The following is a 13093-nucleotide window of genomic DNA, read 5'->3' as shown; positions in this document are numbered from 1 at the left end:
GGGCCGGCTATTCGCCGATTAGGCCGACGCGGAGCTGCGCGAGCGTGCGCGTGAGCAGCCGGGAGACGTGCATCTGGGAGATGCCGACCTCCTCGCCGATCTGCGACTGCGTCATGTTCGCGAAGAACCGCAGCATGATGATCTGGCGTTCCCGGGGCGGGAGTTTGGCCAGCAGCGGCTTGAGCGACTCGCGGTACTCGACGCCCTCCAGCGCGGTGTCCTCGTACCCGAGCCGGTCCGCGAGCGAGCCCTCGCCGCCCTCGTCCTCGGGAGAGGGCGAGTCGAGCGAGGAGGCGGTGTAGGCGTTGCCGACGGCGAGGCCGTCGACGACGTCCTCCTCCGAGACACCGAGCACGGCGGCGAGCTCCGGCACGGTCGGTGAGCGGTCGAGCTTCTGGGCGAGCTCGTCGCTGGCCTTGGTGAGGGCGAGGCGCAGCTCCTGGAGCCGGCGCGGGACGCGCACGGACCAGGAGGTGTCCCTAAAGAATCGTTTGATCTCGCCCACGACCGTCGGCATCGCGAAGGTCGGGAACTCCACGCCGCGTTCGCAGTCGAACCGGTCGATCGCCTTGATCAGGCCGATCGTGCCGACCTGGACGATGTCCTCCATCGGCTCGTTGCGGCTGCGGAAGCGCGCCGCCGCGTACCGCACGAGCGGGAGGTTCAGCTCGATCAGGGTGTCGCGTACGTACACCCGTTCGGGGCTGTCCTCGTCGAGGGCGGCGAGTCGGTGGAAGAGGGAGCGGGAGAGGGTGCGGGTATCGATCCGGGTGTCGATGGCTTCCGAGCGGTGGGACACTGCCGGCATTTCACGCTGCTTGACGAGCGTGAGCACCTTGGAGCTGCCCTGGTCTACGGACATGCCACCCCCTTGAGGTCGCGGACGGTCGCGCTTCTCTGCGCGCCCGTCGGAGGAACGCAGCCTCCACCTGAATACCGGAGGCGGGGCTGCGGCAAACGCGGTTCCAGCAGAATGTCACATGTCGGCAACACGCTGTAGCGCCATGTCGACATGTATCTCCAGCGACAGAACGCGAATGGGCTGCTCTAGGGCGGAATACCACCGGTCTGTCAGGAAACGCGGAGAATGATCTCCACCCGATCCGGTTAAGCCTCGATCCTGTTTGCGGATCGCAGCCGGGCGAAGCTCCTGGCGAGCAGCCGTGAGACGTGCATCTGGGAGACGCCGAGCTCGGCGCTGATCTGTGACTGCGTCAGGTTGTTGTAGTACCGCAGGAGGAGGATCCGCTGCTCGCGCTCGGGCAGTTGTACGAGGAGGTGGCGTACGAGGTCGCGGTGCTCGACGCCGGCCAGCTCGGGATCCTCGTAGCCGAGGCGGTCGAGCAGCCCGGGGAGCCCGTCGCCCTCCTGGGCGGCCTCCAGGGAGGTCGCGTGGTAGCTGCGGCCGGCCTCGATGCAGGAGAGCACCTCGTCCTCGCTGATGCGCAGCCGCTCGGCGATCTCCGGGGTGGTCGGGGTGCGGCCGTGCAGCGTGGTGAGGTCCTCGGTGGCGGCGTTGACCTGCACCCACAGCTCGTGGAGGCGGCGCGGGACGTGGACGGTGCGGACGTTGTCGCGGAAGTACCGCTTGATCTCGCCCACGACGGTCGGCATCGCGAAGGTGGGGAACTGCACCCCGCGCTCGGGGTCGAAGCGGTCGATCGCGTTGATCAGGCCGATCGTGCCGACCTGGATCACGTCCTCCATCGGCTCGTTGCGGCTGCGGAAGCGCGCGGCCGCGTACCGGACGAGCGGGATGTTGGCCTCGATGAGGGCTCCGCGCACCCGGGTGTGCTCGCTGGTGCCCGGCTGCAGGTCCTTCAGCTGCCCGAACAGCACCTGGGTGAGGGCCCGGGTGTCCGCGCCCCGGCTCGGCGGCCTCGGGGCGGGCGGAGGCCCTTCCGGGGGCTCCTGCTGGGGCGGTACGTGGGACTCCTGCTGCGGGGCCTGCTGCGGGGCTTGCGGCTGCGCCTGCTGCGGGTCCTGAGGCTGCGCCTGGTGAGGTGCCTGAGGCTGCGCCTGGTGAGGCGTCTGGTGCTGCTGCGCCTGCGGCGGGGCCTGGTGCGGCTCCTGCGGGTGCCCCTGCTGCGGACGCCCTGGCTGCGGGTGCCCCTGCTGAGGCCGCTCCTTCGGGTGCTCCTGCTGAGGCCGCTCCTTCGGGTGCTCCTGCTGCGGGTCCTGCTGGGGTGGCACCTGAGGCGCAGTACTGGCCGGCACTGTCACGCCACCCCTTCGCATCACGTCATGGACTCATCTGTCAAAAGCGGTCATAGCATCACAAGAGATGTGCACTGTGTGCAAGCACCGTATAACCACGTGTTGAAGGCAAGTTGGGCATATAGGTAGATCTCGCCCATCCATGGGGACGCAAAAAGCCCCCCACCCGTCGGAGTGGGGGGCCGGGGAGTCCGGAAACCGCTTCAGCGTACGGGTTCAGCGCACCAGTTCGGTCATGAACTCGCCGATCGCCGTCGCGGCATCCGAGATTCCTTGGAAGCCTATTTGGACCATATCGGCGGCTTTTTTGGGCTGAGTGATGATGACGAAGAGGACGAAGACGACGAGGGCGCCCGAGATCAGCTTCTTGGTTTCCATGTGGGCGTCGGCCTCTCCAACCGGTCCTGCGGGTCGGTGGAGTCTAACCGGTCGTGTTCGAACCCTCACCTGCCCTTTAAGGACCAATGACCCGGCGGTCCGGGCCCTTTGCCGGTGTGCCGAGGGCCCGGGAGGGCGCAGGATTGAACACGTGCCCACCGGTTCTGGCAGGAAATCGGTGAGCGAGGGACAGGACCTCACTGCGGGGTCCGAGCCGCAAGCTTCCCCCCTGACTGCGGCTTGGACTGGCAGGTCCCGTCCTCGTCGGGGGAAGTGGCTTGTCCCCCCGATGCCACTTCCCCCGTCCCAACCGTCGAAGGTCCCGACTCCGGTCGGGGCCTTCTTCGCGTTGTCCGCCGGCTCCTCGGGGCCGCTTCCGCTGAGGCCGCTTCTACTCCAGGCCGCCGGCCAGGTCGGTGATCGGCTGGACCGGGGCGATCACGGGCGCGAGCTGGTTCGGCAGCTCCATCAGCTGGTTGAGCTGGTTCAGGCCGCCGCTCACCTGCCCGCCGATCTCCTGCACCGAAGACGGCGTGGCACCCGCCGGCATGCCCGGGGCCGCCGTCGGCAGGTCCGGCAGGGTGAGCGGGGCGATCGGGGCGGCGGAGGCCGCCGGAGCCGCGAGGCCCGCGGCGGCCCCCGCGAGGGCGAAGGCTGCGAGCATGCGCTGGGTCTTGGTCATGCCGTGACAACGGCCGAAGGGGCGGGCGGTCACGCGGTTGTCCCCCGGAGGGCAGACAAGGGAAAACGCCGAGAGCCCCGACCCTTGCGGGGCGGGGCTCTCGATCAGAGCGGTAGCGGTGGGATTTGAACCCACGGATAGCTTGCACCATCACACGCTTTCGAGGCGTGCTCCTTCGGCCGCTCGGACACGCTACCGAGAGAGAGCTTAGCCCAAGGAGACCCGTGCTCTGAAATCCATACCCTCGGAAGTGGCGCCGGTGGAGTCGGTGCTGGAGTCAGGGCTGGAGTCAGAGCTCGCGGAAGAAGTCCGTCAGCTGCCGCGCGCACTCCCCCGCGAGCACGCCCGCGATCACTTCCGGCCGATGGTTGAGCCTGCGGTCGCGCACGAGGTCCCACAGCGACCCCGCCGCGCCCGCCTTCTCGTCGGACGCCCCGTAGACGACCCGGGCCACCCGCGACTGCACGAGCGCGCCCGCGCACATCACGCACGGCTCCAGGGTCACCACGAGGGTGCACCCCGGCAGCCGCCACTCCCCGAGCGCGGCGGCCGCCCGGCGCAGCGCCAGTACCTCGGCGTGCGCCGTGGGGTCGCCGGTCGCCTCGCGCTCGTTGTGCCCGGTGGCCAGGAGCTCGCCGTCCGGGCCGAGCACCACGGCGCCGACCGGCACGTCGCCGGTCGGCACCGCCCGGGCGGCCTCCTGGAGCGCCAGGCGCATCGAGTCCCGCCACGGGTCCCGTACGGGATCGGGTGCGTGCGTGGTGGTTCCGTCAGGCCGGTGCGCGGAGATCACTACCGGACGCCCTCCAATACCTCGGTGGCGCCGAGCGAGTCGGCGATCTCCGAGAGGGCGTCCCCGTCGAGGGTCATCAGTTGTTTGTGGCTCACCCCGAGGTCGTCGAGCAGCCTGGGGTCGCCGAGCGGGCCGGAGGGCACCGGTTCGGCGCCGGCGCGGACGTCGTCGTCCGTGTCGTCCTCCTCCTCGGATTCGTTGTCCGCGTACGAGGCGACGACTTCTTCCTCGCCGTCCTCGGTGCCGTCGAGGTCCAGTTCGTCGAGTTCGTCGTCCTCGTCGTCCTTGCCGAGCAGCTCGTCGGTCAGCATCGAGCCGTACGAGCTGCGGGAGGCGGCGGAGGCGCTGGACACGAAGTAGCGCGGGTCCTCCTCGCCGTCCACGCGGACGACCCCGAACCAGGTGTCCTCCTGTTCGATGAGGGCTACCACCGTGTCGTCGTCGACAGCGGCGGAGCGGGCGAGATCGATCAGATCACTCAGAGACTCGACGTCGTCGAGTTCCAGGTCGCTCGCTTCCCACCCGTCTTCGGTGCGCGCGAGCAGTGCGGCGAAATACACCGTGACTCTCCCACTGGTCATAGGCGTGCCGGTTGGAGGTCCCCCCGGCCGGAGGTGGGTGGGGGGTGGAACGACCGTCGTGCTCGCCGTTTCGTGCCCCGCCCAATCGGCATCGTGGCAGAAACGGAGGCTTTGCGAGAGGTCTTCCGCGCCGTGGCGCTGGCCGCGCGTGTTGTTCGGGGCTCCGGAGGGGCCGGTCGCGCGCGGCCCGGGGCGCTCACCAGCGGAAGGTGCGCATGCGCATTTGCTGGCGCATGCGGGCCGCTCGGGCCCGTCTGGGCTGGACACGGTCGCGCAGTTCCCGGGCCTCGTGCAGGTCGCGGAGGAACTGCGCGCGTCGGGCTCTTCGCTGCGCCGTCGTTTCCGGTGTCTCGTAGTCGTCGTCGGGCATGGGTCACCGCCCCTGGATGGTCCGGTCCGGTCCGCCCCCGCACCCCACCTTCCCCCGGACCGGCCGTTTGATGCCACCCTCGGTCGCGGCTCAGTGCCCGTTCAGTGTCAATTCAGTCGGATTCCGACAAAGAGGGAACGATCGCCACCGGTCCGTGCGCGTGCTGCAGCACGGCGTTCGCGACGGAGCCGATCATCAGGGACCCCACGTGCCGGCGCGGGTGGTGGCGGCCGACGACGACCAGGGCGGCGGAGTTCGAGGTGGCGACGAGGCGTCCCGCCGCGTCCCCGGGCACCGCGGCCTGCTCGACGGGGACCGAGGGGTACTCGGCGCGGAAGGGCGCCAGCCGCTCCGACTGGGAGCGCAGCATCTCCCGCTCGGCCGGCACGGCGTTCTCGTCCTCCCCCACCAGCGCCTCCGGCGGGATCACCGCGAAGGGGCTGTCGATCAGCGTCGTCGGCGAGGGCGGCACGCTGTACGCCGAGACCACCTGCAGGGTCGTGGCCCGCGCGGCGGCCTCCGTGAACGCGAAGCGGAGTACGTCGTCGGGTGTCTCCGAGGCGTGCAGCCCGAGCACGACCCGGCCGGCCGAGGGCTGGGCGGCGACCTCCACGCCGCGGGCCTCGTGCGCGACCACGACCACCGGGCACGGCGCGCTGGTCGCCACGGCGCGGCTGTTCGAGCCGAGCAGCAGCGCGGCGAAGCCGCCCCGGCCGCGCGAGCCCATCACCAGCATCCGGGCGTGCGCCCCGATGCTCCGCAGGGCCTCCGGCACCGAGCCCTCCAGGGACTCGTAGCGGACTTCGGAGGGCAGCGGGCCCCCGGCGGCCAGCAGGGCCCGGATCCGCTCGCTGACGGGGTCGGCGAGATCTTCCGGCTCGGTGGCGTCGTGCAGCGAGGAACGGCGTGCCGCGTACAGCTGGACGCTGTCGGGAAGCACGTGGGCGACGACCAGCCCCGTGCCGTGCCGCACGGCTGCGGCCCTTGCCCACTCCAGGGCCTTGAGGCTGTGTTCGGATCCGTCGACGGCTGCGATCACCATGGGGTGGGTCATCAGTCAATCGTGGTCGGGGTCCGGGCGGGGCGCATCTCCAGGCCTTTCCCGGGCGTGGCCGCGGCTTCGGGCGCGAAGGGGTGGGCACAGCGCGTAGCCTTTTGGGCGTGGGTCGCGTGGTTGCGACCATTTTCGCAGGTAGCGCAGTCGCAGGTCGCAGGTGGACCCGGCAGCTGAGTCTTGGAGGATGTTGTGCGTTTGCAGGTCGTCGATCACCCCTTGGTGGCGCACAAACTCACCACGCTGCGCGACAAGCGCACCGACTCCCCCACCTTCCGCCGCCTCGCCGACGAGCTGGTGACCCTGCTCGCGTACGAGGCCACCCGGGACGTGCGCACGGAGCAGGCCGACATCGTCACCCCGGTCGGCCCGACCACCGGTGTGAAGCTCTCCTACCCGCGCCCGCTGGTCGTACCGATCCTGCGCGCCGGGCTCGGCATGCTCGACGGCATGGTGCGGCTGCTGCCGACCGCCGAGGTGGGCTTCCTGGGGATGGTCCGCAACGAGGAGACCCTGGAGGCCTCCACGTACGCGACGCGCATGCCGGAGGACCTCTCGGGCCGCCAGGTCTACGTGGTGGACCCGATGCTCGCCACCGGCGGCACGCTCGTCGCGGCGATCAGGGAGCTGATCAAGCGCGGCGCGGACGACGTCACCGCGGTGGTGCTGCTGGCCGCGCCCGAGGGCGTCGAGATCATGGAACGCGAGCTGGCGGGCACGCCGGTGACGGTGGTGACGGCCGCGGTCGACGAGCGGCTCAACGAGCACGGCTACATCGTGCCGGGGCTGGGCGACGCGGGCGACCGCATGTACGGCTCGGCCGAGTAGGCCTCGACCGAGCCGGCCTGGGCCGGGTGGCCCTCGACCGAGCAGGCCTGGGCCGGGTGGCCCTCGGATCTTGGCAGAGCTGCGGGCCCGCGCCGTCGAGCGGCCGGGCCCGCGTTTCGTGGATTCAGCCGTTCAGCACTTCTTGGCGGGTGCGGGCTGGGGGTTGGCCAGTACGGCCAGCGCCTTGTCCGCGTCCGCCTTCGGCGTGAGTTCCTTGAAGGCGTCGCCGAGGATCAGGTCGATGTCCGCGCCCTCGCGGGCGTCGGTCTGTTGGGTGGCGCCGGCCAGGTTGGTGCCCAGTACGGAGAAGGCCGCCTTGTCGGTCTTCGGGGAGCCGACCAGTATCCCGGCGTCCGGGACCTTCTTGTCGAAGTCGGCGGGGGCGTTGCCGACCTGGCCGATGACGAAGCCGCGCTTCTTGAGCTCATCGCCGACCGCCTTCGCGAGACCCGCGCGCGGGGTCGCGTTGTAGACGTTGACCGTGATCTGGCCGGGCTGGGGGAGCGCGACCTGTGGTGCCGTGGACGCCGCGACGGCGCCGGCCTTGGGGGCGGGAGTGGCGCAGTCCTTGCCGGCGGCGGCGCTGTTGCGTTTGCCCGTGTCACCGCGGAACACATCGATGAGCTGCATGGCCCCGTAACCGATCAGGGCGAGCCCGACGATCGATCCGAGCACGAGGAGGACGATCCGGCGGCGGCGCCGCGGGCGGGACATGCGGGGGTAAGCCGCTCCCGTGACGCGGTACTTTCCGCCCATGCCAGGGGGTGTGAGCATGCTCATGTGCGCAGCGTAATGCCGACCGCTGCCGATGCCCACTGAATCATCTGTTGATAGGGCAAGCGTGACCCGAAAGGCGCAACCGGGACGCAACCGGCGCCCGGTGGAAGCCCCGCAGCACTCGCTCGGATCCGGCGGCGACGGCGTGTCGGCGGCGCGGCGCGTGGCGCGCGGCGGTCCGGCGGTGTCCCGCGGGTGGTGCGGCGGGTGGGTCAGCCCAGTTCGAGGACGCGCGCGTGCAGGACCTGGCGCTGCTGGAGCGCGGCGCGGACGGCGCGGTGCAGCCCGTCCTCCAGGTAGAGGTCGCCCTGCCACTTCACGACGTGGGCGAACAGGTCGCCGTAGAAGGTCGAGTCCTCGGCGAGCAGCGTTTCGAGATCGAGCTGGCCTTTGGTCGTCACCAGCTGGTCGAGCCGGACCGGGCGCGGGGCGACATCCGCCCACTGCCGGGTGGTTTCCCTGCCGTGGTCGGGATACGGCCGCCTATTTCCGATGCGCTTGAAGATCACACGGAAAGCCTACCGGGCAGGGGCCTGCGGGCGCAGCCTTGCGATGACGGTGCAAAGGTGGCAAATAGCGCTATTTCGGGAGTGATGTATGAGCCAGAGCACCGACCCCGCGTCCCCGGCCGGCCAGATCGCCGCCGGGTACGCCTTCACCGGACCAGCGCTCGATCTGGGTGCCCTGCTCTGGGACGGAGCCTGCCTGCCGGAGCTGCAGATCCGCATCCCGCTGTCGATGCTCAACCGGCACGGACTGGTCGCGGGCGCCACCGGTACGGGCAAGACCAAGACGCTGCAGCTCATCGCCGAACAGCTGTCGGCCAACGGCGTTCCCGTGTTCCTGGCGGACATCAAGGGCGACGTCTCGGGGATCTCCGCGCCCGGCGCGGGCAACGAGAAGATCGAGGAGCGCGCCAAGGACGTGGCCCAGGATTGGGAGGGCACGGGATTTCCCAGCGAGTTCTATTCGCTGGGCGGGATCGGCCCCGGGATCCCGCTGCGGGCCACCGTCACGAGTTTCGGACCCGTCCTGATGTCCAAGGTGCTCCAGCTCAACCAGACGCAGGAACAGTCGCTGGGACTGATCTTCCACTACGCCGACACCAAGGGCCTGGAGCTCATCGACCTCAAGGACCTGCGGGCGGTGGTCGCCTTTCTCGTCTCCGACAAGGGAAAGGCCGAGCTCAAGGGCATCGGCGGACTGTCCACCGTGACCGCCGGGGTGATCCTGCGGGCGCTCACCGCCTTCGAGCAGCAGGGCGCGGCGGAATTCTTCGGGGAACCGGAATTCGACACGAGTGAATTCCTCCGGACGGCGGCGGACGGGCGCGGGCTGGTCTCCGTACTGGAGCTCCCGGCGGTCCAGGACAAACCGCAGCTCTTCTCCACCTTCCTGATGTGGCTGCTGGCCGATCTGTACACCGACCTGCCGGAAGTCGGCGATCTGGAGAAGCCCAAGCTGGTCTTCTTCTTCGACGAGGCGCACCTGCTGTTCAACGGGGCCTCGAAAGCCTTCCTCGAAGCCATCACGCAGACGGTCCGGCTGATCCGGTCCAAGGGCATCGGCGTCTTCTTCGTCACGCAGACCCCGAAGGACGTACCGGGGGACGTGCTGGCGCAGCTCGGCAACCGGGTGCAGCACGCGCTGCGCGCCTTCACCCCGGACGACGCGAAGGCGCTGAAGGCGACGGTGAGGACCTTCCCGAACTCCGCCTACGACCTGGAGGAGCTGCTCACCCAGCTGGGGACGGGCGAGGCGGTGATCACGGTGCTCAGCGAGACGGGCGCGCCGACCCCGGTGGCGGCGACCCGGTTGCGGGCTCCGCAGTCGCTGATGGGTCCGATCGACGCGGCGGCGCTCGACCAGGCCGTGACGTCCTCCCTGCTCTACTCGCGCTACGCGGAGCCCGTCGACCGCGAGTCGGCGTACGAGAAGATCAGCGCCGAGCAGGCGGCGGCGGAGGCGGAAGCCGAAGCGGCGGCGTCCGCCGCGGAGGCCGAGAAGCAGGCGAAGGAAGCGCAGAAGGCCGCGGCGGCTGCCGCCCGGAACGCGCCGAAGCCGGACCCCTCCCTGGCGCAACAGGTGGCGGGCAGCAGCATCTTCCGCTCCCTGGCCAGGTCGATCGGCACCCAGCTGGGCCGCGAGATCTCCCGCTCGATCTTCGGTACGGCCCGCCGCCGCTGACGGCCCGCCGCCGCCGCTGACGGCCCGGCGTAGCGGGCGAGGCCGGGAACCCGTACCCGCGGACGCGCCCGGGCTGCGAGACTCGGAGCATGCGGACCGAACTCACCGATACGACCTCCAGCAAGGTCAACCTGGCCCTGCTCGACGCGCGACGGGCCATCGGGAGCCCGACCATGGGGCTCGTGCTCAACCTCCTCGTCGCCACGGACGAGGAGAACGCCTACGACGCCGTCCGCGCCGCCTCCGAGGCCTCGCGCGAGCACCCCTGCCGGATCATCGCGGTGATCAAGCGCACCGCGCGCGGCCCGCACCGGCTGCGGCAGAACCGGCTCGACGCCGAGCTGCGCGTCGGCTCCGACGCCGGGTCCGGGGAGATCGTGCTGCTGCGGCTGCACGGGTCGCTCGCCGAGCACGCGGGTTCCGTGGTGCTCCCGCTGCTGGTGCCGGACGCCCCGGTGGTGGCGTGGTGGCCGGCCGACGCGCCGGACGCGCCCGCCCTGGATCCGCTGGGCGCCCTCGCGCAGCGGCGGATCACGGACGCCGAGGCGGCCGTCGACCCGGTCGAGGCGCTCGACGTACGGGCCGGCTCCTACGCGCCCGGGGACACCGACCTGGCCTGGACCCGCCTGACGCCCTGGCGGTCCCTGCTCGCCGCCGCCCTGGACCAGAAGCCGCTCCCGGTGACGGGCGCGGCGGTGGAGAGCGAGCCCGGCAACGCGAGCGCCGAGCTGCTGGCCCGCTGGCTGGAGGACCGGCTCGGCGTGCCCGTGGCGCGGGTGGCCACCGACGGCCCGGTCATCACCCGGGTCCGGCTGGAGACCACGGGCGGCGAGATACGGGTGGACCGCCCGGACGGTGTCCTGGCCACGCTGCTCCTGCCGGGCAGCCCCGACCGCAAGGTGGCGCTGAAGATCCGCAGCAGCGCCGAGCTCATCGCGGAGGAGCTGCGACGGCTCGACGCCGATGAGATCTACGCTTCGGCGCTGCGCTTCAGGCGGCCGGCCCAGACGTCGCTCTCCGCGTAGTGGTTGTCGTAGACGGGCTGGCTGTCGATGATGTCCTGCACCGTGGCCTCGCCGGCCCGGACCCGGCCGAGCAGCCGGTAGTAGTCGAAGCGGGCCATGCCCGGGGTGAAGCCGACGAAGACCTCGGCCGTGCTGTCCGCGGCCGGGGCGAAGGCGTGCTTCACACCGGGCGGCACGGCGAGGAAGTCGCCCTTGACGAGGGTGTGTATCTCGTCGCCCACGAGGACGTCCAGCCGCCCGTCCGTGACGTGGAAGAACTCGGTCGCCTTGGTGTGGAAGTGCACCGGGGCGCCGGCCGCGCCGACCTCGAAGCTCGCCGTGTTGCAGGTGAGCTCGGGGGTGTCGGTGAGCAGCGTGATGAGGCTGCCGGGCGCGTCGGAGATGGTCTCGGCAGTGGCGGCGCGGGTCAGGTTCTCAGTCATGATCATGAGCTTAGGCGACGGGTCTGACAATCCCCGGGGCGCTCGTCCGAACGGTCAATTCCGCTTGTCGGGAGCCCCCTTCGCCGCCTTCGCCGCCGCCTTGGCCTCCTGTTTGTGCGCCCGCACCTTGGCCAGCGACTCCGGCCCGGTGATGTCGGCCGCCGACCGGTAGACGTTCGCCGGCCCGTAGCCGCCGGCCGCCTCCCGCCAGCCCTGGGGCCGCACCCCGAACCGCTTGCCCAGCAGCGCCAGGAAGATCTGCGCCTTCTGCTCCCCGAAGCCGGGCAGCGCCTTGAGCCGCCCGAGGAGCTCGGCGCCCGTCGCCACGTCGGCCCACACGGCCGCCGCGTCCCCTTCGTAGTGCTCCACCAGGTACGCGCACAGCTGCTGCACCCGCTTCGCCATCGACCCCGGGTAGCGGTGCACGGCCGGCTTCTCGGAGAGCAGCGCGGCGAAGGCCTCGGGGCCGTAGGCGGCGATCGCGTGCGCGTCGAGGTCGTCGGAGCCCAGCCGGCGGGCGATCGTGTACGGCCCCGAGAACGCCCACTCCATCGGAACCTGCTGGTCCAGCAGCATCCCGACGAGCGCGGCGAGCGGGCTGCGGCCGAGCAGCTCGTCGGCCTCCGGCTGCTGGGCCAGCCGGATGACGACGCCCGTGTCCTTGTCCTTGTCCATGCCTCCAGGGTCCCGCGCGGCGGCGCTCCCCGCGCGGTTGTCAGACCCCGCCCCTAGCGTGAGAACCGACAGATACGGCGACACAGGAGTCGATCGATCATGGCTGAGTTCCCGGAAGGCGCACCCTGCTGGGTGGACGCGATGTTCTCCGACGTGGAGGGCGCGAAGACCTTCTACGGTGATGTGCTGGGCTGGACGTTCGGAGAGGCCAGCAGCGAGTACGGCAACTACACGCGGGCCTACTCCGGCGGCAAGGCCGTCGCGGCCGTCGTCCCGCCGATGCCGGGCGCGGACGCGCCTTCGCAGTGGTGCCTCTACTTCGCCTCGGCGGACGCGGCGGCCACGGCCGAGAAGATCAAGTCGGTCGGCGGCGAGCTGCTGATGGAGCCGATGCAGGTCGGCACCTTCGGCACGATGGCGATCGCCAAGGAGCCGAGCGGCGCGGTCTTCGGCGTCTGGCAGCCGGGTGAGCACAAGGGCTTCGAGAAGACCGGCGAGAACGGTGCGTACGCGTGGGCGGAGGTCTTCACGCGGGACCCGGACAAGGCCGACGGGTTCCTGCCGAAGGTCTTCCCGTACGAGTCCCAGCAGATGGAGGCCGGGGACGACCCGGAGATGGCCGGCATGGACTTCAAGGTCTTCAGCCTGGGCGGCAGGGAGAACCCGGTCCTCGGCCGGATGAAGATGGGCGACGAGTTCCCGCCGGAGATCCCGTCCTACATCCAGATCTACTTCGGCGTCCCGGACTGCGACGAGGCGGTCGAGAAGACCAAGGCACACGGCGGCAAGCTGCACTTCGGCCCGATGGACAGCCCGTTCGGCCGCTTCGCGGCGGTGACGGACCCCCAGGGTGCGGCGTTCGCGGTGATCGACATGTCGAAGACGGTGGGCGAGATGCCGAAGTTCGCGTAGCGGTGGCTTGACCGTCCGACGGGCGGGCGGGGTTCCGGGACCCTCCCGGAGCCCTGCTCGGACGCGGTCCGGGAGCTCAGGAGCGTGGGGCTGAGGCTTCCAGGGCGGTCTGCGAGCGGGCGTAGGAGCCACCTGCGTCACCCGGGTCGGCGGCCGGCTTAGGCCGGGCTTAGCCTTGATCCACCGACTGGA

Annotated in this window: 16 protein-coding genes and 1 tRNA gene; 4 read left to right on the top strand and 13 right to left on the bottom strand. The window is 70.7% G+C overall.

Annotation, left to right across the window (positions count from 1 at the left end):
- Window positions 1-7: 7 nt before the first annotated feature.
- The 9 genes from J7F03_RS29435 to J7F03_RS29395 all read right to left on the bottom strand — a co-directional run bounded on the left by J7F03_RS29435 (window position 8) and on the right by J7F03_RS29395 (window position 6075).
- Window positions 8-862 carry an RNA polymerase sigma factor SigF gene (locus J7F03_RS29435; protein ID WP_214954787.1) on the bottom strand — a complete coding sequence of 285 codons (855 nt, stop codon included), beginning with the start codon at window positions 860-862 and terminating at the stop codon, window positions 8-10.
- A gap of 245 nt (window positions 863-1107) precedes the next feature.
- A complete protein-coding gene (locus J7F03_RS29430) occupies window positions 1108-2193 on the bottom strand; it encodes a SigB/SigF/SigG family RNA polymerase sigma factor (RefSeq protein ID WP_308380012.1) in 1086 nt (361 codons plus the stop codon).
- Window positions 2194-2433: 240 nt separating this feature from the next.
- Entirely contained in the window at window positions 2434-2595 is a 162-nt protein-coding gene (locus J7F03_RS29425) for a hypothetical protein (RefSeq protein ID WP_214954785.1), read from the bottom strand.
- 391 nt (window positions 2596-2986) lie between these two features.
- Window positions 2987-3277, bottom strand: coding sequence for a hypothetical protein (locus J7F03_RS29420; RefSeq protein ID WP_214954783.1), 291 nt, complete (start codon window positions 3275-3277; stop codon window positions 2987-2989).
- A gap of 110 nt (window positions 3278-3387) precedes the next feature.
- Window positions 3388-3474 (bottom strand) — tRNA-Ser (locus J7F03_RS29415).
- Window positions 3475-3566: 92 nt separating this feature from the next.
- A complete protein-coding gene (tadA, locus tag J7F03_RS29410) occupies window positions 3567-3995 on the bottom strand; it encodes a tRNA adenosine(34) deaminase TadA (RefSeq protein ID WP_251072683.1) in 429 nt (142 codons plus the stop codon).
- 74 nt (window positions 3996-4069) lie between these two features.
- Entirely contained in the window at window positions 4070-4630 is a 561-nt protein-coding gene (locus J7F03_RS29405; protein WP_214954782.1) for a hypothetical protein, read from the bottom strand.
- A gap of 217 nt (window positions 4631-4847) precedes the next feature.
- Window positions 4848-5021 carry a hypothetical protein gene (locus J7F03_RS29400; RefSeq protein ID WP_214954780.1) on the bottom strand — a complete coding sequence of 58 codons (174 nt, stop codon included), beginning with the start codon at window positions 5019-5021 and terminating at the stop codon, window positions 4848-4850.
- 112 nt (window positions 5022-5133) lie between these two features.
- Window positions 5134-6075, bottom strand: coding sequence for a universal stress protein (locus tag J7F03_RS29395; RefSeq protein WP_251072675.1), 942 nt, complete (start codon window positions 6073-6075; stop codon window positions 5134-5136).
- Between the two features lie 192 nt (window positions 6076-6267).
- Between J7F03_RS29395 and upp the strand changes: the two genes are divergently transcribed.
- Window positions 6268-6903: a uracil phosphoribosyltransferase gene (gene upp, locus J7F03_RS29390; protein ID WP_214954778.1), complete on the top strand. Its 636-nt coding sequence runs from the start codon at window positions 6268-6270 to the stop codon at window positions 6901-6903.
- A gap of 132 nt (window positions 6904-7035) precedes the next feature.
- Here the strand turns inward: upp and J7F03_RS29385 are convergent, their stop codons facing one another.
- Window positions 7036-7683 carry a LytR C-terminal domain-containing protein gene (locus J7F03_RS29385; protein ID WP_251072673.1) on the bottom strand — a complete coding sequence of 216 codons (648 nt, stop codon included), beginning with the start codon at window positions 7681-7683 and terminating at the stop codon, window positions 7036-7038.
- Between the two features lie 209 nt (window positions 7684-7892).
- The gene (locus J7F03_RS29380; protein ID WP_112446725.1) at window positions 7893-8189 is read right to left on the bottom strand and encodes a type II toxin-antitoxin system VapB family antitoxin; all 297 of its coding nucleotides are present in this window, start codon (window positions 8187-8189) and stop codon (window positions 7893-7895) included.
- A gap of 88 nt (window positions 8190-8277) precedes the next feature.
- Between J7F03_RS29380 and J7F03_RS29375 the strand changes: the two genes are divergently transcribed.
- Together J7F03_RS29375 and opcA are read left to right on the top strand one after the other, a co-directional pair.
- Complete coding sequence (locus J7F03_RS29375; protein WP_214954776.1) at window positions 8278-9867, top strand: helicase HerA-like domain-containing protein; 1590 nt, start codon at window positions 8278-8280, stop codon at window positions 9865-9867.
- Window positions 9868-9956: 89 nt separating this feature from the next.
- Window positions 9957-10892, top strand: a complete 936-nt coding sequence (gene opcA / locus J7F03_RS29370; protein WP_214954774.1) for a glucose-6-phosphate dehydrogenase assembly protein OpcA — start codon at window positions 9957-9959, stop codon at window positions 10890-10892.
- Here the strand turns inward: opcA and J7F03_RS29365 are convergent.
- Both J7F03_RS29365 and J7F03_RS29360 read right to left on the bottom strand, forming a co-directional pair.
- On the bottom strand, window positions 10838-11314 hold the full coding sequence (locus J7F03_RS29365; RefSeq protein WP_214954772.1) for a cupin domain-containing protein: 477 nt from the start codon (window positions 11312-11314) through the stop codon (window positions 10838-10840). The genes opcA and J7F03_RS29365 overlap by 55 nt on opposite strands.
- Before the next feature lie 54 nt (window positions 11315-11368).
- Window positions 11369-11989 carry an HhH-GPD-type base excision DNA repair protein gene (locus tag J7F03_RS29360; protein WP_214954770.1) on the bottom strand — a complete coding sequence of 207 codons (621 nt, stop codon included), beginning with the start codon at window positions 11987-11989 and terminating at the stop codon, window positions 11369-11371.
- A gap of 99 nt (window positions 11990-12088) precedes the next feature.
- Between J7F03_RS29360 and J7F03_RS29355 the strand changes: the two genes are divergently transcribed.
- Entirely contained in the window at window positions 12089-12901 is an 813-nt protein-coding gene (locus tag J7F03_RS29355; RefSeq protein ID WP_214954767.1) for a VOC family protein, read from the top strand.
- Window positions 12902-13093: the final 192 nt, after the last annotated feature.

Source organism: Streptomyces sp. ISL-43 (genome assembly GCF_018614195.1).
GTDB lineage: Bacteria > Actinomycetota > Actinomycetes > Streptomycetales > Streptomycetaceae > Streptomyces.
The sequence above is the reverse complement of the archived record's forward strand: the minus strand, read 5'-3'. Positions and strand labels throughout refer to the sequence as shown.